General features: G+C 63.2%; 24 protein-coding genes and 2 pseudogenes. 9 read left to right on the plus strand and 17 right to left on the minus strand.

The features are described 5' to 3' along the window. Positions 1-17: 17 nt before the first annotated feature. On the minus strand, positions 18-497 hold the full coding sequence (locus MLB1_RS09630) for a DUF3237 domain-containing protein (protein ID WP_180749413.1): 480 nt from the start codon (positions 495-497) through the stop codon (positions 18-20). Positions 498-581: 84 nt separating this feature from the next. Between MLB1_RS09630 and MLB1_RS09635 the strand changes: the two genes are divergently transcribed. After that, positions 582-1,217, plus strand: coding sequence for a TetR family transcriptional regulator (locus MLB1_RS09635; RefSeq protein WP_180749414.1), 636 nt, complete (start codon positions 582-584; stop codon positions 1,215-1,217). On the opposite strand, the gene MLB1_RS09640 is transcribed toward MLB1_RS09635, so the two are convergent. Together MLB1_RS09640 and MLB1_RS09645 are read right to left on the minus strand one after the other, a co-directional pair. Next, the gene (locus tag MLB1_RS09640; RefSeq protein WP_180749415.1) at positions 1,214-2,008 is read right to left on the minus strand and encodes an SDR family oxidoreductase; all 795 of its coding nucleotides are present in this window, start codon (positions 2,006-2,008) and stop codon (positions 1,214-1,216) included. The two genes, MLB1_RS09635 and MLB1_RS09640, sit on opposite strands and share 4 nt — an antisense overlap. 57 nt (positions 2,009-2,065) lie before the next feature. Beyond that, positions 2,066-2,779, minus strand: a complete 714-nt coding sequence (locus MLB1_RS09645; RefSeq protein ID WP_180749416.1) for a DUF1326 domain-containing protein — start codon at positions 2,777-2,779, stop codon at positions 2,066-2,068. A gap of 135 nt (positions 2,780-2,914) precedes the next feature. Between MLB1_RS09645 and MLB1_RS09650 the strand changes: the two genes are divergently transcribed. Next, on the plus strand, positions 2,915-3,814 hold the full coding sequence (locus tag MLB1_RS09650) for an amidohydrolase family protein (RefSeq protein ID WP_180749417.1): 900 nt from the start codon (positions 2,915-2,917) through the stop codon (positions 3,812-3,814). On the opposite strand, the gene MLB1_RS09655 is transcribed toward MLB1_RS09650, so the two are convergent. From MLB1_RS09655 to MLB1_RS09690, 8 genes are read right to left on the minus strand one after another with little or no spacing between them, the layout of a single operon-like run. Then, positions 3,769-4,860, minus strand: a complete 1,092-nt coding sequence (locus MLB1_RS09655; protein WP_180749796.1) for an NAD(P)-binding domain-containing protein — start codon at positions 4,858-4,860, stop codon at positions 3,769-3,771. The genes MLB1_RS09650 and MLB1_RS09655 overlap by 46 nt on opposite strands. A 10-nt stretch (positions 4,861-4,870) precedes the next feature. Continuing rightward, the gene (locus MLB1_RS09660) at positions 4,871-6,517 is read right to left on the minus strand and encodes an AMP-binding protein (protein ID WP_180749797.1); all 1,647 of its coding nucleotides are present in this window, start codon (positions 6,515-6,517) and stop codon (positions 4,871-4,873) included. 23 nt (positions 6,518-6,540) lie between these two features. Beyond that, on the minus strand, positions 6,541-6,846 hold the full coding sequence (locus MLB1_RS09665) for an acyl carrier protein (protein ID WP_180749418.1): 306 nt from the start codon (positions 6,844-6,846) through the stop codon (positions 6,541-6,543). Next, positions 6,843-7,535, minus strand: coding sequence for an ABC transporter ATP-binding protein (locus MLB1_RS09670; protein ID WP_371750580.1), 693 nt, complete (start codon positions 7,533-7,535; stop codon positions 6,843-6,845). The genes MLB1_RS09665 and MLB1_RS09670 overlap by 4 nt, the downstream gene beginning before the upstream one ends. 29 nt (positions 7,536-7,564) lie before the next feature. Beyond that, positions 7,565-8,671: an ABC transporter permease gene (locus MLB1_RS09675; RefSeq protein ID WP_180749420.1), complete on the minus strand. Its 1,107-nt coding sequence runs from the start codon at positions 8,669-8,671 to the stop codon at positions 7,565-7,567. Continuing rightward, positions 8,668-9,867 (minus strand): cysteine desulfurase family protein, encoded by a 1,200-nt coding sequence (locus MLB1_RS09680; protein ID WP_180749421.1) that lies wholly within the window; start codon positions 9,865-9,867, stop codon positions 8,668-8,670. The genes MLB1_RS09675 and MLB1_RS09680 overlap by 4 nt, the downstream gene beginning before the upstream one ends. Next, entirely contained in the window at positions 9,842-10,243 is a 402-nt protein-coding gene (locus MLB1_RS09685) for an iron-sulfur cluster assembly scaffold protein (RefSeq protein ID WP_180749422.1), read from the minus strand. The genes MLB1_RS09680 and MLB1_RS09685 overlap by 26 nt, the downstream gene beginning before the upstream one ends. Continuing rightward, the gene (locus tag MLB1_RS09690; protein ID WP_180749423.1) at positions 10,243-11,388 is read right to left on the minus strand and encodes an acyl-protein synthetase; all 1,146 of its coding nucleotides are present in this window, start codon (positions 11,386-11,388) and stop codon (positions 10,243-10,245) included. Before MLB1_RS09690 ends, MLB1_RS09685 begins: the two co-directional genes overlap by 1 nt. Before the next feature lie 110 nt (positions 11,389-11,498). Between MLB1_RS09690 and MLB1_RS09695 the strand changes: the two genes are divergently transcribed. After that, on the plus strand, positions 11,499-13,043 hold the full coding sequence (locus MLB1_RS09695; protein ID WP_180749424.1) for a carboxyl transferase domain-containing protein: 1,545 nt from the start codon (positions 11,499-11,501) through the stop codon (positions 13,041-13,043). Positions 13,044-13,230: 187 nt separating this feature from the next. Here MLB1_RS09695 and MLB1_RS09700 read toward each other — a convergent pair whose 3' ends face one another. Then, on the minus strand, positions 13,231-13,914 hold the full coding sequence (locus MLB1_RS09700; RefSeq protein ID WP_180749425.1) for a hypothetical protein: 684 nt from the start codon (positions 13,912-13,914) through the stop codon (positions 13,231-13,233). A gap of 132 nt (positions 13,915-14,046) precedes the next feature. Between MLB1_RS09700 and MLB1_RS09705 the strand changes: the two genes are divergently transcribed. Together MLB1_RS09705 and MLB1_RS09710 are read left to right on the plus strand one after the other, a co-directional pair. After that, positions 14,047-14,466, plus strand: coding sequence for a PPOX class F420-dependent oxidoreductase (locus tag MLB1_RS09705; RefSeq protein WP_180749426.1), 420 nt, complete (start codon positions 14,047-14,049; stop codon positions 14,464-14,466). A 19-nt stretch (positions 14,467-14,485) separates the two neighbouring features. Continuing rightward, positions 14,486-15,298, plus strand: coding sequence for an alpha/beta fold hydrolase (locus tag MLB1_RS09710; protein ID WP_180749427.1), 813 nt, complete (start codon positions 14,486-14,488; stop codon positions 15,296-15,298). A 32-nt stretch (positions 15,299-15,330) separates the two neighbouring features. Here MLB1_RS09710 and MLB1_RS09715 read toward each other — a convergent pair. From MLB1_RS09715 to MLB1_RS09730, 4 genes and pseudogenes are all read right to left on the minus strand, one after another. Beyond that, a pseudogene (locus MLB1_RS09715) lies at positions 15,331-15,549 on the minus strand (SDR family oxidoreductase); the annotation flags it as partial. Positions 15,550-15,652: 103 nt separating this feature from the next. Then, complete coding sequence (locus MLB1_RS09720) at positions 15,653-16,168, minus strand: hypothetical protein (RefSeq protein WP_180749428.1); 516 nt, start codon at positions 16,166-16,168, stop codon at positions 15,653-15,655. Positions 16,169-16,983: 815 nt separating this feature from the next. Beyond that, the gene (locus MLB1_RS09725; RefSeq protein WP_180749429.1) at positions 16,984-17,289 is read right to left on the minus strand and encodes a hypothetical protein; all 306 of its coding nucleotides are present in this window, start codon (positions 17,287-17,289) and stop codon (positions 16,984-16,986) included. 50 nt (positions 17,290-17,339) lie between these two features. Next, a complete protein-coding gene (locus tag MLB1_RS09730; protein ID WP_180749430.1) occupies positions 17,340-17,618 on the minus strand; it encodes a hypothetical protein in 279 nt (92 codons plus the stop codon). Positions 17,619-17,868: 250 nt separating this feature from the next. Between MLB1_RS09730 and MLB1_RS09735 the strand changes: the two genes are divergently transcribed. After that, the gene (locus MLB1_RS09735; RefSeq protein ID WP_180749431.1) at positions 17,869-18,513 is read left to right on the plus strand and encodes a TetR/AcrR family transcriptional regulator; all 645 of its coding nucleotides are present in this window, start codon (positions 17,869-17,871) and stop codon (positions 18,511-18,513) included. After that, on the plus strand, positions 18,513-19,745 hold the full coding sequence (locus MLB1_RS09740; RefSeq protein WP_180749432.1) for a glycosyltransferase: 1,233 nt from the start codon (positions 18,513-18,515) through the stop codon (positions 19,743-19,745). Before MLB1_RS09735 ends, MLB1_RS09740 begins: the two co-directional genes overlap by 1 nt. Before the next feature lie 10 nt (positions 19,746-19,755). On the opposite strand, the pseudogene MLB1_RS09745 reads toward MLB1_RS09740, so the two are convergent. Beyond that, positions 19,756-20,287, minus strand: a pseudogene (locus MLB1_RS09745) (ester cyclase). A gap of 106 nt (positions 20,288-20,393) precedes the next feature. Between MLB1_RS09745 and MLB1_RS09750 the strand changes: the two are divergent. Beyond that, positions 20,394-21,347, plus strand: a complete 954-nt coding sequence (locus MLB1_RS09750) for a carbon-nitrogen hydrolase family protein (protein WP_180749433.1) — start codon at positions 20,394-20,396, stop codon at positions 21,345-21,347. Next, positions 21,344-21,787, plus strand: coding sequence for a hypothetical protein (locus tag MLB1_RS09755; RefSeq protein WP_180749434.1), 444 nt, complete (start codon positions 21,344-21,346; stop codon positions 21,785-21,787). The genes MLB1_RS09750 and MLB1_RS09755 overlap by 4 nt, the downstream gene beginning before the upstream one ends. Positions 21,788-21,792 lie beyond the last annotated feature (5 nt).

The following is a 21,792-nucleotide window of genomic DNA, read 5'->3' on the forward strand; positions in this document are numbered from 1 at the left end:
GTTGAGCCGAACCGACATCAGCGCACTTCGAAGTATTCGTCGTAGTAGATACCGTCGCCCGAGGAGCCGTCACCAATGACGACACCGCGGAACACCGCGTGAATCTTGTTCAACCAGCGGTACTGGTCGCTGCCGGTCTCGAAATGTGCGTGCCCTCGCAAGACCGCTCCGGCCGCAAAGCCTGCTGCCATGTCACAGCGACCGTGGCCGTGGACGTAGATCGCCGCCCCGTCGGCGGTCTGCATGGTTCCCCGATAATCTGCCGTGCCGGTTCCGTCCGGCCCGATAACGAACCAGTCGGCATTCGCGCCACCCAGGGTCTGCGCGCTGATCCCACGCCCCTCCATCCTGCCTTCCGGGATTTCGATGACAACGCGTGTGCCGGCCGGGGTGTTGGGCAGGATCACGTACGGAGCCACCCGCCACACGCCTCTAAAGAGCGGCACCAACGAGATGTCGTTGTCGACACCGGGCAGTTTCTCCTCGAACGTCAGCATCACTGGCCTCCTTTTCGATGCGCTATACCTTGCAATGTCAAGGTATAGTCCTGTTGCATTGAGCAGTCAAGGTAGACTTTCAGTGTGAGCCAGCCTCGAACGCGCCGACGTCCCGATGAGGCAAAGTCATTGATACTCAAAGCTGCCGAGGAGTTACTGGTCGAGGGTGGTCCGCATGCGGTCGAGGTACGCGCCGTCGCCACCCGAATCGGCATGACCGACGCGGGTATCACCCACCACTTCAAGAGCCGCGACGGTCTGCTCGTGGCACTGCTGCAGCACGGCGGTAGCCGGATCCGCGCCGCGATCGAGCACGCCACCCACGACTGGGTCAGCCGTGGAGCACAGGTGTCCGAGCTCGTGGACTCCATCGCCGATGTCTACGAAGACGGTTACGGCGAGTTGGCGATCGCCCTTCACGCCGCGGGGTGGCGCGATGGCGGCGCCGGTCTTCTCGACCCCGTCGTAGACACCCTCCACGCAGCCCGGATGCCATCCCACGGTCGCCGACCTTCGCGCACCGATACCCGTCTTGCCGTCGCCGCCTTACATCAGGCGCTTGCCACCGAATCTGCTTACGGGGCGGCATTTCGCCGCAGCGCGGGCATCCCCGAACCAGATGCAACCCACCACCGACAACAACGTCGATGGTGGGTACGCACCCTCGTCACCGTCCTGGATACCGACGAACAGCTCTCCGCAAGGCCCACCGGCCACTAAGGCAGGATCGAATCCACGTATCCGCCATCGGCGCGAACCGCCGCGCCAGTAGTGGCAGAGGCCAAGGGGGAACTGAGGTATGCGACCAGATTGGCGATCTCCCGCGGCTCGATCAGGCGCTGCAACAGCGACTGCGGCCGGTGCTTCGTCATGAACTCCCGCTGCGCCTCATCCCAGGGCAGCGACTTGTCGACGAGCTCATAGACGAAGTCCTCCACACCCGCAGTGTGCGTGGGTCCGGCGATGACCGAATTCACGGTGACTCCCGAACCCGCCGCGTCCTTCGCGAATCCGCGAGTCAACCCCAACAACGCAGTCTTGGAGACGCCGTAGTGGATCATCTCCTGCGGGATGACAATTGCGGAGTCGCTGGCGATCTGGATGATGCGGCCCCATCCGCGATCGATCATTCCGGGTAGGTAGGAGCGGATAAGGCGCGCGGCGGAGATCACGTTCACCTCGAAGTAGGTCCGCCACTGTTCATCGGTGATCTCGCGCGCCGGGGTGGTGCCGAAGATGCCCAGGTTGTTGACCAGGATGTCAATCTCGGGGAGCTGCGCGCGCAGCACCTCCACACCGACCGCCGTGGTCACGTCGGCGGCTAAGCCGATCACTGTGCCATTGCCGCTGTCATGCCCCAGGTCGGCGATTGCCGCGTCGACACGTTCCTGGGACCGTCCATTGACCACGGCCCGCGCACCACTGGCGGCGAGCTGCCGCACGATCTCCAGTCCGATGCCCTGCGTGGATCCGGTAACCAACGCCGTCTTGCCTGTCAGGTCGATGTTCACCTAACTATCGAAGTCGGACCACACCCGGGTTCATTCCCGGGCGCGGTCCGACTTCGCTCAGTTCGAGCAGCAGCATCCGCCCTGCTGAGCCGACGCCATTTCCTCCGACACAGCCTCAACCTTGCCGTCGGGACGCCAGTCGAACGGGAAGTGCTTACTCGAATCGCCGCGATGCTCGTGCGACCATTCGAATCCCACGGAATGATCCTTCTTGACCACTCCCCACGTCGCGATCTGGCCTGGCCCGACTTCAGCCCCGGGCGCGTTCGCGGTAGTCACGCGGCGGCTGGGGTCGGCGGTCGGACCGGTCAAGGCCTCAACGTGCAGATCCACCTTGCCGGGGATCTGCGCGCTCCAACTCGCGAGATCATCGGCCTTACTGAAGTTGATCGGCACGTATTCGATACCGCGCAGCTCCTCGATGAGGCTTGCGAACTCGGCAGGCCAGCCGCCCTCTTTACCAGTGAAGATGCGTTCGAGCGCGATGCGCTGGCGGGCATCAGCGTCCTCGTCGATGTAGAACATCAGCTTCATGGTCGCGTCCGGATCACCGATCCACATGTTCCCCTTGAACTCGCCTTGAGCCACCACGCCCAGGCCGCTCAAATCGACATCGCCCCAATGGCCTTCGCTGATATGCCACACCAAGGTGAACAGGCAGTCTCCGTGTGTGGGTTCCTGCGCGAAGCTGCACGGGCAGGGCAGCTTGCAGCTGCACACATCGAACCAGTCGCCCTTGAGGTTCCAGTCGTACGTTTCCGTTGTCGACATTCGTCCATTCCTTTCTATACCCCCTAGGGGTATCTGACAAGTTGAACGTAGCAGCGGTCAGCACCCTTGGCAAGTACCCCTAGGGGGTATTAGGCCATGGCTGCTTCCCCCGGATCGATTGATATAGATAGGCGTATGCCCGAATCAGCTTTCGACCCAGCGCCCGTCAGACAGATCTGGCAGGAGCTAGGCGTCCCGGGGATTGTGGACGTGCACACCCACTTCATGCCCAAACCCGTCATGGACAAGGTGTGGGCCTATTTCGACTCGGTGGGGCCGCTGGTCGGTCGGTCCTGGCCGATCACGTATCGCGCCGAGGAGTCCGAGCGGGTCACGACGCTGCGACAGTTTGGGGTGCTCCGCTTCACCTCATTGATCTATGCCCACAAACCGCAGATGGCAGCCTGGCTGAACCAGTGGGCCGCCCAGTTCGCCGCCCAGACTCCGGACTGCATTCACACCGCCACCTTCTTTCCCGAACCCAATGCCGTCGACTACGTGCGCGAGGCGATCGAGGCGGGCGCGGGCATCTTCAAGGTCCACATTCAGGTCGGGGCCTTCTCCCCCACCGATCCACTACTCGCTCCGGTATGGGGTCTCATCGAGGGCGCCGGACTTCCCGTGGTGATCCATTGCGGCTCCGGTCCGGCGCCGGGCGAATTCACCGGGCCTGAGCCAATCCGGGCGCTGCTGAGAAAGTTCCCGCAACTACGCCTGATCATCGCGCATATGGGCATGCCCGAGTACGCCGATTTCCTCGACATCTGTGCGCAGCATGACGAGGTGCGTCTCGACACCACGATGGCCTTCACCACGTTCTCCAACGAGAGGGCACCGTTTCCGGAATCCGACTTCCCGCGGCTTAGGGACCTGGGCCACAAGATCCTCTTCGGCAGCGACTTCCCCAACATCCCCTACGGGTATGCCGAGGCGATCACCGCGCTGCGGGAAATCCCCGGTGTCGACGACGACTGGGTGCGCGGTGTCCTCTACCGCAATGGCGCAGCGTTATTTGGACTAGACCGAACGCTATGAGCGGTATCCCGTTGCCGTAGAAGATGATCGATGACAAATGCGGCGTCTCTGCCGACCCCACGCAGCGTCGCCGACGACAACGACCGTTGCCATTCCAGTCCGACGTAACCCAACCCTTGATGAGTCGTCGACACACCATTGCGGTGCCGCGGAACACCTGACGCATCCAGCGCGCCAAGGCCAACAAGGTAGTCGACGTTCGGGCGGTATCCCGTCGCCCACACGATCGCATCCACAGATTCGGTGCTGCCGTCGGCCCACACCACCCCATCGCCAAGCAGGCGCGTGAACATCTTTCGGCAATCGGGACGACCCGCGTTGAATGCCGCACGGTAGCGACCGTCGTCGAACACTGGGGCGGTCGGTCGACGCGGCAGCCAAGACCCCACCGGGGCGGTATCGAGACCCGTTCGTGTGTACCAGAAATGCATGTCTAGCCCGAACGGGCGTTGAGGTACGAGACGCAGACGTCCACGCGTAGCGAGCGTGACCGTCGCCGTATCCGCGAGTTCCACCGCGATCTGCACGGCCGAGTTTCCCGCCCCAACCACCACCACCCGCTCACCGGCGAACGATGCTGCATCGCGGTACTGCCCGGCATGCAGCAGACGACCGCGGTAGGTCTCTGCCCCGGAAATAACCGGCGTGTAGGGATTTCCGTGGGTGCCCGTCGCCGAGATAACGATCGGCGCGACGAATGCGTCGCCGCCGTCGGCGGTCACCGTGTATTCGGCCGCCTTCCTGCCGACTCGTGTCACTCGGGAATACGACCGCACCTCTACGTCGAGCCGCGCCGCGTAGTCGCTCAGATATCCAATTACCTCATCACGCCGCGGGTAGCGATCGGGGTCACCGGGGAAGGGCCTGCCCACCACGCCGGAGTATCGGGCCGGGCTGAACAACGTCAGACTGTCGTAGTAGTGCTTCCACGCACCACCGGATTCGGAACCCGACTCCAGGACGATCGGACGTAATCCCCTGTCCGTCAGTGCTGTTGCAGCGGCGAGCCCCGCCTGCCCAGCGCCAATCACCACCGCATCCCACATGTGCCGCACGTCAACCCCCCACGGGAACGAGGAGCCCGGCCCGATACTGCTCGCGCACCTTGAGCCGCTGACGTTTTCCGCTTGTGGTCAGCGGAATCGTTCGGGCCGGCACCACCACGACCTCGTCAAGGGAGAACCCGAAGGCCGCACGGACGCCACTGGTTATCCGCGTGCGAAGCTCCTCATACTCATCCGCCGCCACCCTGGTTCCGACGACAGCGATCAACGACTCGCGAGCCCGCTGTTCGTCGAGCAGCGAGAAGACAACGGAAACCCCTCCGGCGCCGGATATCCGGTCGATCTCCCGTTCGACGTCGTATGGCGGGAAATTGCGCCCACGCACGATGAGCATCTCCTTGCGGCGGCCCACTACAAACAGTTCACCATCGGTGAGAAACCCTCGGTCCCCGGTGTCGTGCCATCCGTCCTCGGGGGCGGCGACCCCTCCCTCCGGGGTCAAGTAGCCCAGCATCACCGACGGCCCACTCACCTGAATATCGCCCACGGCACCGTCGGACAACGGCTTGCCATCGGGCGCACTGATCCGCAACTGCAGGCCATCGACGACCTGCCCGCACGACACGGCGGGCTGATCGTCATCCGGGTGCCTCCAGGCGCGCACCCTGCCGAAGGATGACGAATCCGATGAACACGGCTGCAGTGCAACGGTTGTCGCGAGCACCGTCTCGGCCATCCCGTAACACGGGACCAGTACATCTGTCCGCATCCCCAGCGGCGCCAGCCGTTCGGTGGCGTCACGCAACACCGTGTACGGAATGGGTTCGGCACCGACGTAGGCGTGACGAAGACCAGACAAGTCGATATCGGCCGACGCGCCACCGCGCGTGATCGCGTCAGAGACGGCCCGATATGCGAATGGTGGGCCCGCGGTGTGGGTCGACCCGTGATGGGTCATATGTCGTATCCAGGACAGCGGATCTCGTAGGAACCCCATCGGGGTCATCACCCCGACCCGCAGGCCGTAGAGAAGCGCGGCCAGCACCTGGATGAAACCCATATCGTGGTACAGCGGCAGCCAACTGAACACCCGATCCCGACCCCGTAATACCCTTGTCCCGTACGCGATTGCGCTGGAATTGTGCACCACATTGCCGTGAGTCAACAGCACCGCCTTCGGCGCCGACGTAGAGCCGGAGGTGAGCTGGATGTGGTGGATGTCGCCGGGGTCGGGGTGCGAACCCAGCGACCAATCCATCGGATCGGGGTCGGTCAGCTCGTTATACGTCACGACGACCGGGTGCGCGATGGCCACCGCCACCCGCGGTTGCGTGATGACCATTGCCGGGCTCAGCACTCCCAGCGCCGCACGTAGGTGTGCCACGCCCGCGGATTCCGGTCGCGAAGGGGTCGGCGGCGGTGCAATTGCGCACGGTACCGCGCCCAACAGCAGCACAGCTAGCAATGTAGTGAGGTACTCCTCGTCGCTCGCGGCGATCATCGCCACCCGATCGCCGCGCCCAAGGCCTCGAGCTCGCAATGCCGCCGCGCGAATCCGGATGGTACGAACCAGATTCACTCCCGCCAGCGTGTACAGGTGGGTACGCGAGTCATAGAAGTCGATCTGCTCCAGATCGGATCGCAACAAGGTGACGTAGTCGATCGCACCGGACACCATGGCCGGAGCATTCGCCTTCACATGCTGACGAATCGAGTGAGCGCTCATGCCTGTTCGCGGCGTATCGCCTTATCACGGAGTCGCTGCCGGATGAACGTTCCGATATCACCCACCACCGTGAACGCGAACGCTTCCTCTTCCGGAATGAACGCCGTGAATCTGTCTTCTAGGTCGTTCATCAGCGCCATCAACACCACGGAGTCGATGGGGAGGCTGAGCAGTGGCGTGTTGGCATCGACGGCATCTAGATCGACAAGCGCCAGATCCTCCGGAGGCAGCAGCTTGGTCAGGGAGTCCCGGAGCGCATCGATAACGTCCATATCACTGGGAAGCACTGCGATTTCGGTCATTGGTTCTCCTTCTCCAGCAGCACGCCGTCTTCGAGATGCAGCGCCCGATCGGCGATATCCGTGAGACGCAGATCGTGGGTCACGATCACCACCGCTGCCCCTTGAGTTCTCGCCGCGTCCGCGAGCTGCTCGGCCACCTTCTTACCGGTGGCCGAATCCAGGTTCGCCGTCGGCTCGTCGGCGAGGACCAGACCGGGGCGCGCCACCAATGCACGCGCCGCGGCGACTCGTTGTTTCTCTCCACCCGAGAGCGCCGACGGACGATGATTGGTCCGATGCGCCAATCCGAGCTCGGCCAGCAGCTCCCGAGCCCGCGACATGGCGGCGTCCTTCCCGACCCCGGCATAGCGCAACGGCAGCGCCACATTCTCCGCACTCGTCAACGCATTAAGCAGGTTGTACTCCTGGAACAGAAACCCGAGATATCGCAGTCGAAGACGCGCACGTTCCCGCTCATCGAGTTCGCCGACGTCCTGGCCACCGATCCTGACTGTCCCCGACCGCGGGGTCAGTAGTAGCCCCATGACCAAGAGCGCAGTGGTCTTGCCACCACCCGATGGGCCGACGACCAGCACTACCTCACCCGGTTTCACCGTCAGATCCAGGCCCCGGAGTGCACGCACCGCCGCATCGCCGGTTCCATACTGGTGCTCGATGCCCTCCAGCTGCAGCACGGGATCATTTGACATGCTTGGGCTTTCAGAGCTGTTCATCGCGCTCACCTCCGGAACGCCTGAGCGGGATCGATACGTGTTACCCGCCGGACCGGGATCAGCGATCCGATGATCGCCATGATGCCGGTGGCCGCAGCCATGGCGGCCAGCATGGTGGGAGTTACCTCCACAGTGACGTCTCCCAACCGATCTTTCACCAGGAACTGCACCCCGTAGGTGACTCCCGCACCCACCAGGTATCCGAGCCCGGCGATCAGCGCGGCCTGGGTAATCACGGTGCGGCACAACTGTGCCGGCCGAACACCCAGCGCGCGCAGCACTCCGAAATCACTCATCTGCTCGGTGGTCACCGCGAGAACCGTCAAACCCACAAGTGCCACCCCGACCAGTGCCGCGATCCCGATCATTGTCTTCAGCGGCCGCCCGATCATCGAGATGACAATTGCTCGGCTGTTCTCGGCGAAGGTGTCCGAGGTGAGCGCATCCATACCCGGCGCCGCCTCTCGGACGGCACCCGCTACCTGGTCCGCGGTGAACCCATCGGCAGGCTGAACAAGGAAGTAGGACACACGACTTCCCGCCCGCAGCAGGTGAGCCGCGTCCGGCAAGGAAATGAACGCGTAGAAGTTGCCCACAGCGGCTGTCTGGTTGGACAACCCCACCACCGTGAAATCACCGTCGACGAGCTGCACCGTGTCACCGACATGGATCTTGTTCTTCTTGGCCAGCACCCGGTCCAGTACGACCTCGCCGGAACCAGACACATTGCGGCCCTCCGACAACGACCACGGGCCACCCACACCGGTGGCCGTGTCGTATCCGACGACGAAGTACGCGGTATGTCCGCCATCGTGCACGAAATCGGATGGCAGGCCGAGAATCGGATCCGCCGATCGCACGCCGGGGACCTTCAGCAACCGGTCCCTACCATCAGCGGGCAGCCACGACACAGCGCGAAACATCTGGGAGACACCCGGCTGAACCACCCACACCGCCCCCTTGGAGTGGTCGATGTAGGTGGTCACCTGATTCGTGGTGCCGACGAAGATGCCGGACATCACCAGCACCAGGATAACCGCGACAGCGACCCCGATAACCGAAAGGACGAACCGGGCACGCTCCGCGACAAGGTTCTTGACGGCGACGATCATCGGACAATTCCGCCCGCCATGGCACGCAATCTCTTTACCGCCCTGCTGGTGACCGCGATGACTCTGTCGACATCCTCGGGTGACACGCCCGGGCCCAGAGAGAAGCGCACGGTACCGCGCGCCTGATCTTCGGTCAGCCGCATCGCCTGCAGCACATGCGAAACCGAGTCTTCTCCGGCATGACAGGCCGATCCGGTGGACACGTAGATCCCGTGCATATCGAGATCGTCGGCGAGGGTGTCGGCACGGATACCGTCGAAGCGCACGCTGATGGTCTCCTCCAGTACCGGTTCGGCCACGTTCAGATGGACACCGCCCACCGCGCGCAACCCATCGAGCAGCTGCTCGCGTCGGTCTCGCATTCCCAGCCGATAACCCATCGACGTCTTACGTAGACACACATCGACCGCGGCGGCCATACCGAGTGCTCCGGGCACGTTTTCCGTACCTGCGCGCAGCCGGTTCTCCTGAGGCCCACCGCGCATCACCGGCAGCAGCCGATGCCCGCGCCGCACCAGCAGTGCGCCCATTCCGCGCGGGCCACCAAACTTATGCGCCGACACCGAGATCATCGTGGCACCAACACTTGTCAGGTCGAGCTTGCCTGCGGTGTGTACGGCGTCGACGTGGAACGCGGCAGCCGATTGCACCGCGATATCGGCGATCGCCCGGATGGGCTGGATGGCGCCGGTCTCGTTGTTGGCGTGCATCACCGAGACCAGCGCGGTGTCGGGGCGCAGCGCACGCGCCACCGCCTCGGAATCGACATGTCCCGACGGGGCCGGATCCACGAAGGTCACCTCGACGCCCAGGTCTTGCAGCGCCTGGGCATTCGCGAGGACCGCGGGATGTTCAATGGAAGACGTCACCAGATGGCCCCGAAATCCCACCGCTGCAAAGGTTCCCCACAGCGCCAGGGTGTTCGCCTCACTACCGCCGGCGGTCAAAACCACCTCATCGGCGTCGGCCTCGAACATCAGCGCGATGGTCTGCCGTGCATCCGTCAATGCGTCAGCGGCCTCACGGCCGGCGCCGTGGCGGCTCGACGGATTACCGACCAGCCGGTGGCCGTCCTCCATGGCCTGCGCCGCACGCGGATGCAGGGGTGCCGTGGCTGCGTAGTCCAGGTAGATCTCCGACGGGACCACTTCCGCGGATGGACATGGTGGGTTAAGAACCAGGGACGGTGCTGACATCTTCGTGGATTCCGTTGCGGTAGTTGTTGGCTAGACGTTGAGCGACGTCAGCTCCGAGGGCGGCGACGTGCTGCTGTTCCGGCGAGAGGCCTCCCGACCATTCGGCCACCTGGGTCGCCTCGATGGTCGCGATCGTTTCCACCGGCATCCCGGTGAGACGCTCGGTGAGAATGGACGCCACGGCCAGCGAGGCCGAGCATCCGTATGCTTCGAATCCGATCTGGCTGATGGCTTCGTCCCGGATGAGTGCGCTCAGCAGGATCTGGTCCCCGCACACCGGGTTCCCGATGAACGCGGTGACATCGGCCTGCGTCAGGCGGCCCGAGTTGCGGGGGTTGGTGAAGTGGTCGACCACCATCGGACTGAACCGGGGCACTAGACGCCCGCCCCGGTCTCCACCAGCTGGCACTCGGCGACGACTTCCCTTGAGTCGATGTACTTTTCGATACTCACGGCGCAGCAGCCCAATTCGGCGCCCTGGCGGCGCCGCCGGAACTTCACCGTCTGACCGGTGCGGCCGCACGGGCAGTCCCCCTCGTCCACCTCACCGATATCGTCGGAGAGCAGGAATCCCGGGTATGCGGTGTTCAGTGCGTCGAGGATCGCTATCCCACCGGTCTTTCCGGGCTCCAGCTCGACGGAGGCATCGGTGACGTCCCGGATCGAGATGTAGCACCACGGCGGCACATGCTTGCGCTGATGCTCGCATTCGATGGCGAGCATGTTCGACTCGATCATCCCGTACATGTCGCGGATGCGAGTGCGGTCGATGCCCAGCACTCGTTGCGCCTTCTCGTTGAAGTCTTCTCGGCTGATGGAGTTGCCCGTGTACTGCTTCCAGCCGCCCAGCATGATGATCATCGATTCAGGGTCGAGCGCGAGCGGAATTTCCTCCAGCTCCAGGTATTTAAGGAACCGAGCGATGATGAACGGCGGGCCGATGAGGTGCCTGGTCATCCTCCCCTCCCAGCTCCGTAGCTGCGCCAACGCCTCCTCGGGGTCGAAGGAGTATTCGCGCACGATGTAGCGGTGGTCGTCGAGCATCCCGGTAAGGAGATTGAAGATCTTGACCATCCCCATCTCGGGCACCTCGGCGGTGGACGGGCATAGGAACAGACCCGCTCCCTGCGAGATACCGAAGAAGTCGCGGTAACCACCGAAGATTCCGACCGATGCCCGGGTCACCGTCGTCGAATCGCGCCGCGCCACCGACGGCACGCCGCTCGTGCCCGTCGACCGGATCTCGATCTCGACATCCTCGAGCCCGCAGCTCATGAGCACATGCGCCCCAGCCTGTTTGAACATGCTGACCGGAAGCAGGGGTATGCGATGCAGGTCAGCCGACTCGCGAATGTCACTCGGGGTAAGGCCGACGGCCTCACACTGGGCGCGGTAGAAACCGTTGCGCTCGACATGGAACGCGAATGATTCGCGCACCACATCCGTCAGCGATTCTTGCCACTCGTCACGCGAGACCCGGAGAGCTTCCCCGGGCATCCCCAGCATGGTGACCAACTTCACTGCATATCTCCTTTGACCGCCTAGCCCACAGGGGGCACCGGTGGAGTGGTCGAATCATGGTGAGGAAAAGTTCCCGCAGACTTTCCGGGGTCTGTGGAAGAGTCCGGACCATGGCTGACGAACCATTGCGCGATGACCACCTGGAGCTACTGAGGAGGCGTGCGCTCACCGAAGATGCGGCTCGGCCCGACGCGGTTGCACGTCGTCACGCCGCTGACGGGCGCACCGCTCGTGAGAACATCGCCGACCTGGTCGATGACGGCTCGTTCGTGGAGTACGGGCGCTTCGCTATCGCCGCCCAACGCGGGCGGCGGGAGGTCGCCGATCTGATCGCCCGCACACCCGCCGATGGTCTGGTGGCCGGGACCGCACGAATCAACGGCAATCCGTGTGCCGTGCTGTCCTATGACTACACCGTGCTGGCCGGAACGCAGGGTGCGCTCGGACACCAGAAGAAGGACAGGCTCTTCGATCTCATCGAGCGCATGAAGCTGCCGACGGTCTTCTTCTCCGAGGGTGGCGGCGGACGTCCCGGCGACACCGATTACCCCGTGGTCTCGATGCTCGATGTCCGCGCATTCAAGTTGTGGGCGGCGCTATCGGGGGTCGTGCCGCGGATCTCGGTGGTCAAGGGCCGGTGCTTCGCCGGCAATGCCGTGATCGCGGGATGCTCGGATCTGATCGTGGCAACCAAGGACACATCCATCGGTATGGGTGGTCCGGCAATGATCGCGGGCGGAGGACTCGGCGACGTGCCTCCGGATGAGGTGGGACCGCTGTCGGTCCAGTCGCCCAATGGTGTCGTCGATGTGGTCGTGGAGGATGAAGAGCAGGCCGTCGCCGTCGCCAAACGGCTTCTCGGCTACTTCCAGGGTTCGGTAGATCCCGGATCAGAAGCCGACCAAACCGTCTTGCGGACAATGATTCCCGAGCGCGCGCGACGCGCATATCCGGTAGCACCCATCATCGAAACGCTTGCCGATGAAGGCTCGGTGACGTTCCTGCGAGAGAAGTTCGCTCCCGAGATGGTGACAGCGCTCGCGCGCATCGAGGGCCGAGCCATTGGCGTGCTCGCCAACAACTCCATGGTGATGGCCGGAGCAATCACGGCCGCCGCATCCGATAAGGCCGCGCGCTTCCTGCAGCTGTGCGACGCATTCGAGCTGCCGGTGCTCTCGCTGGTCGACTGTCCTGGATACATGGTGGGTCCCGCCGCGGAGGCGGATGCGTTGGTGCGGCGCGCGTCGCGCATGCTCGTTGCCGGCGCGGCATTGCGAGTGCCGCTGGTCGCGGTCATCCTGCGTCGCGGGTATGGCCTCGGCGCGCAGGCCATGACCGGTGGCAGTCTGCACGAACCGCTGCTGACGGTGGCGTGGCCGGGTGCGCATCTCGGTCCCATGGGCCTGGAAGGCGCGGTGCGTCTGGGGCTGCGCAAGGAGCTGGAGGCGATTCCCGATGAGGCCGCTCGCGAAGAGGCCGTGCGTCAGGCCACCGCCGCTGCGCAAGAGAATGCCAAGGCGCTCAACGCCGCTCAGATATTCGAGATCGACGACGTGATCGACCCTGCCGATACGCGGTCGCTCGTCGCATCGACTTTCGCCGCGGCCACGCGGGAGCCGCTGCCGCCACGCAGAGCCGTCGTCGATACGTGGTAACTCCTTAGCGGAATGCCTCAGCCGGCACTCGGAACCCAGTTGCCGTGGAATCCGCTTGGCACCCGATATGGAACACGAACTCTCCCAGGGCCTTATCCCTTCCGAAGGAACGAACCGCGGTGCCGCCCCCGACGAAATCGTGCCTGTACAGGGTGCTCTCGGCCCGCTGAACAGATGCAATGAACCGCTACTGGGGCGCCCCCACGAACTCACGCTTTCCGTATTGGATAGTGGCGTTCTGCCAGCTGCCACCGGCAGCATGGACCAGGCGCCGGGCGATGTCGACATCGTTGACGTCCGCGATCAGCATCAACCAGTTATCTTCGGTGACGGACCCGCCGACCAGCGCCTCGCGCGCAGCGGTGTCCGCGGTCAGCGCGTCGTGGAACCGCACCCGATCGATGCCCGGAACCTCCACGGCCACCGCATTTATCCCGGCATCCCCGGCCTGCAGGTATTCGAAGGTGAGCACCGATTCCTGACCGTACTGTCGACGTACCTGTTCACCGATGCGTTGCAGATCATCGCGGTCCACGCAGGCAAGTTCGAAGGCACGCGAACGCTCGTATGTCATGCGGTTGTTGTCCTGGGACCAGTACACACCGTCGACCGGTGTCGATCGCACGGGGAGAACGAGATTCTGGACGGTCATCGCGCTCACTTGCAGCGAGAAGTCATCAAGTGGGTCGTGCAGACGTCCATCCGCGGGATCGGTGATGATCGCGGTGTTGTTTGTGGCGAAGAGCTCGGCTTGCGGCCGGGCCGGATCCCCCGGAACGCATGCCTGCGGGTCGGCATGGGCGTATCCCGCGGGCAGCCCAGCCGCGATGAGCGCCAGCACCGCCACTCCGATCGCGATCATGCGCGTCACGCGACCCATTATTCCGACACGCCGTCTCATGGCGGAAGTATGCGATACGAATCCGCCACCGCACGGCGTGTCGAAGCACCCGGTACGAACGATTTGACGTCAAGCGCACTTGAGATCCTAGGTTGAGGATCCATGACCTCGATCCACGATCCGTCCATCCGCCGGTTCCTCGACTCGACCCCCGCTCTGGTGGGGCAACTCGGTTACCTCGGACCCGACGGACGACCGCTGATTCTGCCCATCTGGTATCAGCTGGCCGACGATCACCTACAGTTCGTCACTCATCTGAACAGCTTGAAAGTCAGGGCATTACAACGTGATCCGCGCGTGGTGATCACCGTGGCGACACCGACCGAGCCTTACCGCTATGTGCAGGTTCAGGGCGATGCCAAGGTGGACCCCGACGAATCGACGGTCCGCGCCACCCTGATCGATATCACCGCCCGGTATCTGGGAGCAGCCCGCGCCGAGGCCTACGTTCACGAGCATCACAGTGCGCCCGGCGAGGCTCTCGTGCGTATCCATCCCCTCCGCGTCCACTCGGCGCTCTGACATTCCGGGGAGGCTCACGATGTACACCATCACCATCAACGGCGCACAGATCAGCTTCGACGACCAGGGGCTCGACGACGGACCCGCGATCCTGCTGCTCAGCGGCTGGGGACACGACCACCGCGCGTATGACGAGCTACTGCCCCACCTCGTCCCGCACCACCGCGTCCTTCGCATGGACTGGCGTGGCCATGGGATCGACCGCACGCCGGTTGCCGATTTTGGTCTTGCAGAACAGGTTTCAGATGTCATCGGACTACTCGATGCCCTGAGCGTGCAGACAATTGTCCCCGTGGCTCATGCCCATGCCGGGTGGACGGCGCTGGAACTCGCCGAACTTCTCGGCGCCGTGCGGGTGCCTTCCGTCATGATTGTGGACCTGATCATGACACCGGCTCCTGCCGAATTCCTTAGCGGTATCAGGGCATTCCGCGATCCGGAAGGCTGGCAGTCCAGCCGGTTGGGGTTTCTCCGAGCGTGGCTGGCCGGTAGCGGCAATGCGGCCGTCAATCGGCATATCCGCTCGGAGATGGGCGGATTCGGGTTCGACGTGTGGGCACGCGCCGGACGCGTCATCGAGGATGCGTACGCCACCTGGGGCTCACCGATGTCGCGCATGGAAAAGCTAACCGAATCCCGGCCCGTTCATCACATCTTCTGCAACCCCGAACGCACTGCGTACGACGATCTGCACGACGAGTTCCGATCACGCAATCCGTGGTTCAGCTACACGCGCCTGGCTGGCACCACGCATTTCCCGCAGTTGGAACTGCCTGCCCAGGCTGCGAAGGAAATCGACACGTTAATCAGCGCGACCAATCGACCTCACTGACCCGTCATTGTTTTCAGGGTGGCGCCGGCGGTCTATCCGCCGTCGACCGCGAGCTCGGCAGCGGTGATGTAGCCGGCGTCATCCGACAACAGATAGGAGACAGCGCCCGCGACCTCATCTGGGGCTCCCACTCGCCCCATCGCGGTGATGGGCATGTTGCCCTCGCCCTCCTGAAATCCGGCCTGGGCCGTCATCGGGGAGTAGACGACGCCGGGGTGCATGGAGTTGACCCTGATCCTGTCGGACCCCAACCGTTTGCGCGCATCGACGGGGTTCCTCCCGGCCAACGGGAGGCGTGAGTGGCGACACCAGCGCATCACAATTGTGTTGTTGTACAAGAAGTTTGGAGATCCCTTAGATCTCGACCGAGTCCGCTTCGGCCGGCGCTTCTTCTGCGGGCGCCTGTCCGGGATGCGGCGCAAGCACAGTCGCGGGGATCACCTCAGGACCCTCGGCATGAGCGGGCACATCCAACGGGCCCGCATCTGCCGTGTCCGCGTTGTCGATCGGCAAGTACATGTGGCGCTTGAACTGCGACTGGTATGCGCCACCACCACCGATCTTCACGCCGCCTCCTTCACCACTGGAGACAGGGGTGCCATCGGGCAGCGTGACGGCGGTATGACCGCCGTTCCAGCCAATTACCAGTGCACCAGGAGCGGTGCCGTACTTGAAACCACGTGCGAGAAGCGCGCGCTCCTGGTTCCCGGTGTTGAACCGAGAACCGAACGCGGGGCGATCGGTGGCGACGTTGGACACCCAGGAGGCAAGGCCGGAGCAGTCAGTGCCTCGTGAGGTGTCTCCGCCCGAGACATACGGCGTACCCGAAACCTGATGGATAAACGCCAGCAAAGCAGCGAGATCAGACATGAGACGGGACGCTAACAACCAGCTTGACGACCTACCAAAATATGTGGCTTCCGTCATATTTGCTGTAAATTATGACGGGAATTACTGTCCGCCAACGTCTTACTGATTACGGTAGCGCATGTGTAGTGGTTCGTCTAGTCAGGCAAAATCGCAGGACATCATGGGTTTATTGAATGTTCCACGACTTCGATTCATAATTTGCTGCACCCTAACCACATTGGTCACTTTTCCTGCACATCTGCGCATCTCTTGTATTAACGCAGGAAATTTTCTGTTACCTATCCCACCTTTCAGCCGGCACACGTCCCACTCCTTGAGACGCCAGGCGCGCTACCACTTTCGCCGATCCGTGCGTTCCGATTCCGCATGAAATAGACGGAATGCCCACTTATCGCGGACGATGGCCGCGCGCCCCGACTCAAGCATGTGAATCCGCTACCCGCCCAAAGGTTTGTGCCGTGTGGATCTCCCGCACGCACCACTGACGCCCGGATAGGGCTCGTCAAATAGTGCACCTCGGCGTAGTGCTCAAGGTCTTCACCTGACAGGTCAGCGGCGGGCATATCGTGAATATCTCGACAAGCCTTGTCGATCAGGATAATTCGCAAATTCCGCGGTGTCGGCCTGATTGACCGAGAGTGGTCTATACGCGGTGTCGCGGTCTGCACGTCGACGGTGGACAGAGCACCGGACATTGAAATTCACAGCAGCGCAACGGCAATCGAAAAACATACGAGATCAGGGCAGTGGCGACACCAAGTGAGGATCGTTAGCAGATCGCTCACTACCAAGTGTCGCCACCACTCGCCGGGCGGCTAGCAGGCCAACGTGACGTACGCGACCTTCTGCCCGGCGCTGGGAACCGTCGTCGGCTGGTTCCGCATGTTCCGTCCCGGTTGCACATTCGAGACCCCGGACTGCCGTGTCACTCCTTGGACAGTGCACTCCGCCGGATGGTCCGACCCCACCTTGGTGACGATCACCCGGTACCCGTTGGATTTGAGGTCGCTGATGACGGCGTCCGTATCCGACGTGGGTCCTGCGAATGCAGCGGCCGCTGTCGCCAAGGACAGTCCTGCGGCGCCAACTACTGCGAGCGTCGCGGTCATGATCTTCTTCATGGGTGGTGCTCCTTCTGCGTCTTCGAAGATGAAGCCACTAGACGTGGTTACTAACCGTTGTTCTTGTTGGTGCCATACGGCACGTGCGGGTTGGTGCCCAGCGGGACCAGCGGGTTGGCACCTTCGTAAGTCGGCTGGTGCACACCCTGCTCGTAGACCACGTCCCCGGGCGCCACGCACGGGCGCAGCTCGGTGGCGTTGACGCTGGTCTCGCTGGCGTAACACACGGGGGGAGGCGTCGGACCCGCCAACGCTATCGGTGCGCCCATGATGCCGACCGCGAGCGCGATACCGGCGCCGCCGAGGATTGCAGTGAGGGACTTCTTCATGTGGTGTTTCCTTCCGCTCGGTCAAATTGCTAATGGCCCGGGAAGTGAATGTCACTTGCCGAAGACATCAACGTTGATGCATTCACCCAGTTCAACGGCTTCAGAGGTCACCCAGTTCCCAACTTATGAGATGTTCGGCTGATTCTCAGCTAAATCTCAGAGTACCCCATGGGGGTTAGGGTCTGGGAAAGATGATATATAGCCGTTTACCTACCGTTAACCCGGGGTAACATTCCCAGGATTAGATCAATTGATCTACACTTCGATCATGCGATCTAATTCGGACCGCCCACCGACCTTCACGGAGGTCGCGCGCCGCGAGCAGATCGTCGCGTGCGCGATCGAAGTCATCGCGGAGGTGGGCTATCCACAGACCTCCATCCGCAAGATCGCCGAACGCGCCGGGATCGCGATGAGCGTGGTGCTGTATCACTTCGGATCCAAGGACGGACTCGTCGAGGCGGTGATCGCCGCGATGTACCAGTCGGCGCTCACCATCGTGGTGCCCGCGATGGACGCCGCGAGTACCCCCACCCAACAGCTTTCCGCGTATATCCGTTCCAGCATCACCTATTTCGATACCCACCGCGTGCAACTGACGGCACTCACCCAACTGGGGACGAGTTACAAACCCAGCGATGGTCGGCGCTTGGGCGACTTGGGACAGACACCTGAACTCGCCGAACAAATGACCGCGCTCGATCCATCAGCTATTCTCCGCGCGGGCCAGAAATCCGGCGAATTCGGCTCATTTCCAGTCGATTCCACTTCGATAGCGTTGCGAGGAGCGGTCAACGCCGTGGTCGAGAAGATCCTGAACGATCCCCAATTCGATGCGCTCGGCTATGCCGAGGACCTGGTAAAGATGTACACCCGAGTGGTCAGGAGAGTGTGATGGCCCAAGTAATCATCGCCGCCATCGGCAGTCACGGCGACGTCGCGCCGATGACCGGGATCGGCACAAGCCTCAAACAAGCGGGCCATCATGTGACCATCGCAGCGTATGGCCGTTTTTCCTCCTTGATAACCAACTGCGGCTTGGATTTTCGGGCTATTGACGAACCCGGGGCGCAGCCCGAGGAGACCGACGTCAACGTCATGAAGGGCCTTGCCGATTTCCTCGCGCCACGTGGCATGAGGATGCTCGGCACCGCGCTGCTGACCGCGCTACGCGACGAACCCGCCGACATACTGCTGCTGTCACCCTTCTCGGAGCTGGCCGGGCATCCACTCGCCGAGGCGAAAGACATTCCCTCCGTTGGGATCCGGCTACAACCATTCTCTCCCACGGCCGCGTTTCCCCCGGCGGCACTCGGCGCCTGGTCGGCGGGCTCTGCTGGCAACCGTCTCGCCTCCCATACCGGCGCCTGGCTTATCGACCGCCTCTACGGCGGGGTGGTGACCGGCTTCCGGCGAGATCTCGGTCTACCCAGCGTGGCCGCCAGATCGCTCCGCAGAAGGCGCACCGCAGCGAGCTGGCCAGTTCTGCACGGCTTCTCACCGCATATCGTGCCGCGCCCATCGGATTGGCGATCCGGCCTCGACGTCACCGGTTACTGGTGGCCGGCCGCCGATCCGCGGTGGCAGCCGTCGACCGAACTGATCGACTTTCTAGCCGCGGGTGATCCTCCGGTGTTCATCGGCCTCGGAAGCACGATGACATCGACCGAACAGGCCGTGCGCATATCCGAGATCGCCCGGGAAACCTTGCACCGGGCCGGTACTCGGGGCATCGTCCAATCCGGATGGGCGGGACTCGACGCATCCGCCGACGACATCCTGACGGTGGGCGAGGTACCTCACAGCTGGCTCTTCCCACAGACGGCAGCGGTGGTGCACCACTGCGGTGCCGGGACGACCGCAGCCGGGCTTCGCGCCGGAGTCCCGACCATCGCCGCGCCCGGCCTCGGCGATCAACCATTCTGGGCTCGGCGCCTCGATGAGCTCGGGCTCAGCGCCGCCACCATCCCGCAACGGTCTCTAACGGTCGAACGGCTTGCCACCGCGATCCACACCGCAGTCTCCGACGAGGAGCTCCAGGAACGTACCCGGCAAATCGCCGAAGTACTGACTGCCGAGGACGGTGCGGCGCAGGTAGTCCGTGTCGTCGACGAGCTGCTTCGATAGGGCCTGGGACTCAGTCCGGAATTCGGTGGACATCATCCTGGGGTTGGGCCGAGGACAACGCACGAATCCCCCACAACGCCTTCGCCAACACCAGATAGCTAGCCGGACTGGCGAAGTCGAGTCCTCCGAGTAGTTGTTTGAGCATGGTCAACACATCCCAGTAGATGCGCTCGCAGATCAAGGTAGTGCCGTCGAAGATGAAGTAGGCGGTCATGCGCACCTTGAAACTGCTGCCCGTCGCGGGTACCGCACCGAACGGCCCCCTGTGCGTCCCAAAGAGATAGAACTCGCAAACCACCGCGTCATCGGTGTGGCGGAGACGAATCATTACGTGCCGCTGATCCGGAAACGCGATCCGGGTGTCGATGTAGTACTGCCGTACCTCGTCATGGCCGTCGTACACCACACCGAGCGGAAATCAGCTCGTACCGCGGGTGTGGAAACGTTGCGAGCACGGCGTCCCAGTTCTGCTCGACCTCATCGTGGAAGTGGTCGCGAACCGTCTCCCGGGCCGATTCGGACCGCCGTCCTGCAGTGTGCACGTTCCATGAATGTCCACAAGGTATACAGAGCAGGGCTCAACGCCTCGGCGTTGAGGGCTGGCGATACGCTCCTCGATACGTACCAACGGCGGACGGATCAGACATCATGCCTCTTGTGGCCGCGATACAGCTCGACGCGACACTCGGCGACATTCCAGCCAATCTCTCTGCGTGCGAACGACTGGCCGACGAGGCCGGCCAGCGGGGTGCCAAGATCATCGCCCTCCCCGAGTTCTTCTCTACCGGAATCGGTTTCACCGAGGCACTGATCGATGCCGCACTGCCTCCGGAAGGAGCGGCAACCACACTGCTCAGCACGCTCGCCCGGCGGTATCAAGCCCTCGTCGGTGGCTCCTTCCTGTGCCGCGATCCCGATGGCGAGGTCCGCAACGCGTATCTTCTCGCCGATCCGAGTGGCGTCGTCGGACGGCATGACAAGGACCTACCCACCATGTGGGAGAACGCATTCTATGTGGGCGGCACGGACGACGGTGTGCTCACCGCCGGTCAGCACCAGATCGGTGCCGCCGTGTGCTGGGAGCTGATGCGCACCCAGACCGCTCGCCGCCTCCGCGGCCGAGTAGACCTCGCCATGACGGGCTCGGGCTGGTGGTCGGTGCCGTCCTGGACACCTCGCACGCTCTTCGATCGCATCGAGCGCACCAATGCCGCCACTGCCCGAGCCGCAGCCGCATCATTCGCTCAGTACATCGGTGCGCCGGTGGTACATGCTGCCCATGCGGGCCCGCTGACATGTGCAATGCCGTGGCTGCCCATGCCATACCGGGGCCACTTCGAAGGCTCAACGCTGATCGCCACGCCTACCGGCGAAATACTGGCCGAACGGCGCGCCGCCGACGGGCCCGGGATAGTTCTTGCCGAAGTAGCGATTGGTCGGGCTCAACCCACTCTTTCAGTACCCGAAGGATTTTGGTTACACAAACGCGGCGCTCTGCCGACCGCCGTATGGCACTACCAGCGCTGGCATGGCCGCCGTTGGTACCGACGACACGTCGCAGGACGACCCGCCAAACTTGTGGAAGAAGGACAGGTGCGATGACCACTGCCGGATATGTGCTCAGCTCCGACACCGCCATAACACTGCTCGCGGCGGGGCTCATCTTCCTTCTCTCGCTCGGACTTGGCGTCTGGAAGTACCGACAAATGATCACCAGTCCTAACCATCTCGCTCATCCCTATGTCGATATCGCGCATCGAGCCGCACTGCTCTACGCGTTCGCCACGTTGCTCACCGCAGTTTTCGTCGAGCTGAGCGCCTGGCCCGGTTGGGTGAATCTCACGGCCGCGATGGTGCTGGTGTTCTTTTTCGTGGCGGCCATCGTGAGCTACATCGTCCACGGGGCGTTGCGCGACACCACCAATCAGCTCGAAAAGCCCAGCGCTGGACTGTACCTGGCGATGGCGCTGCTCATCGCCGGAGAGACAGGCGGATTCGCAGTACTGCTCGCTGGATTCATACGTGCCCAATGGTTCTCGTGACAGCC

The sequence above is a fragment of the Mycobacteroides sp. LB1 genome (assembly GCF_013449725.1).
Lineage (GTDB): Bacteria > Actinomycetota > Actinomycetes > Mycobacteriales > Mycobacteriaceae > Mycobacterium.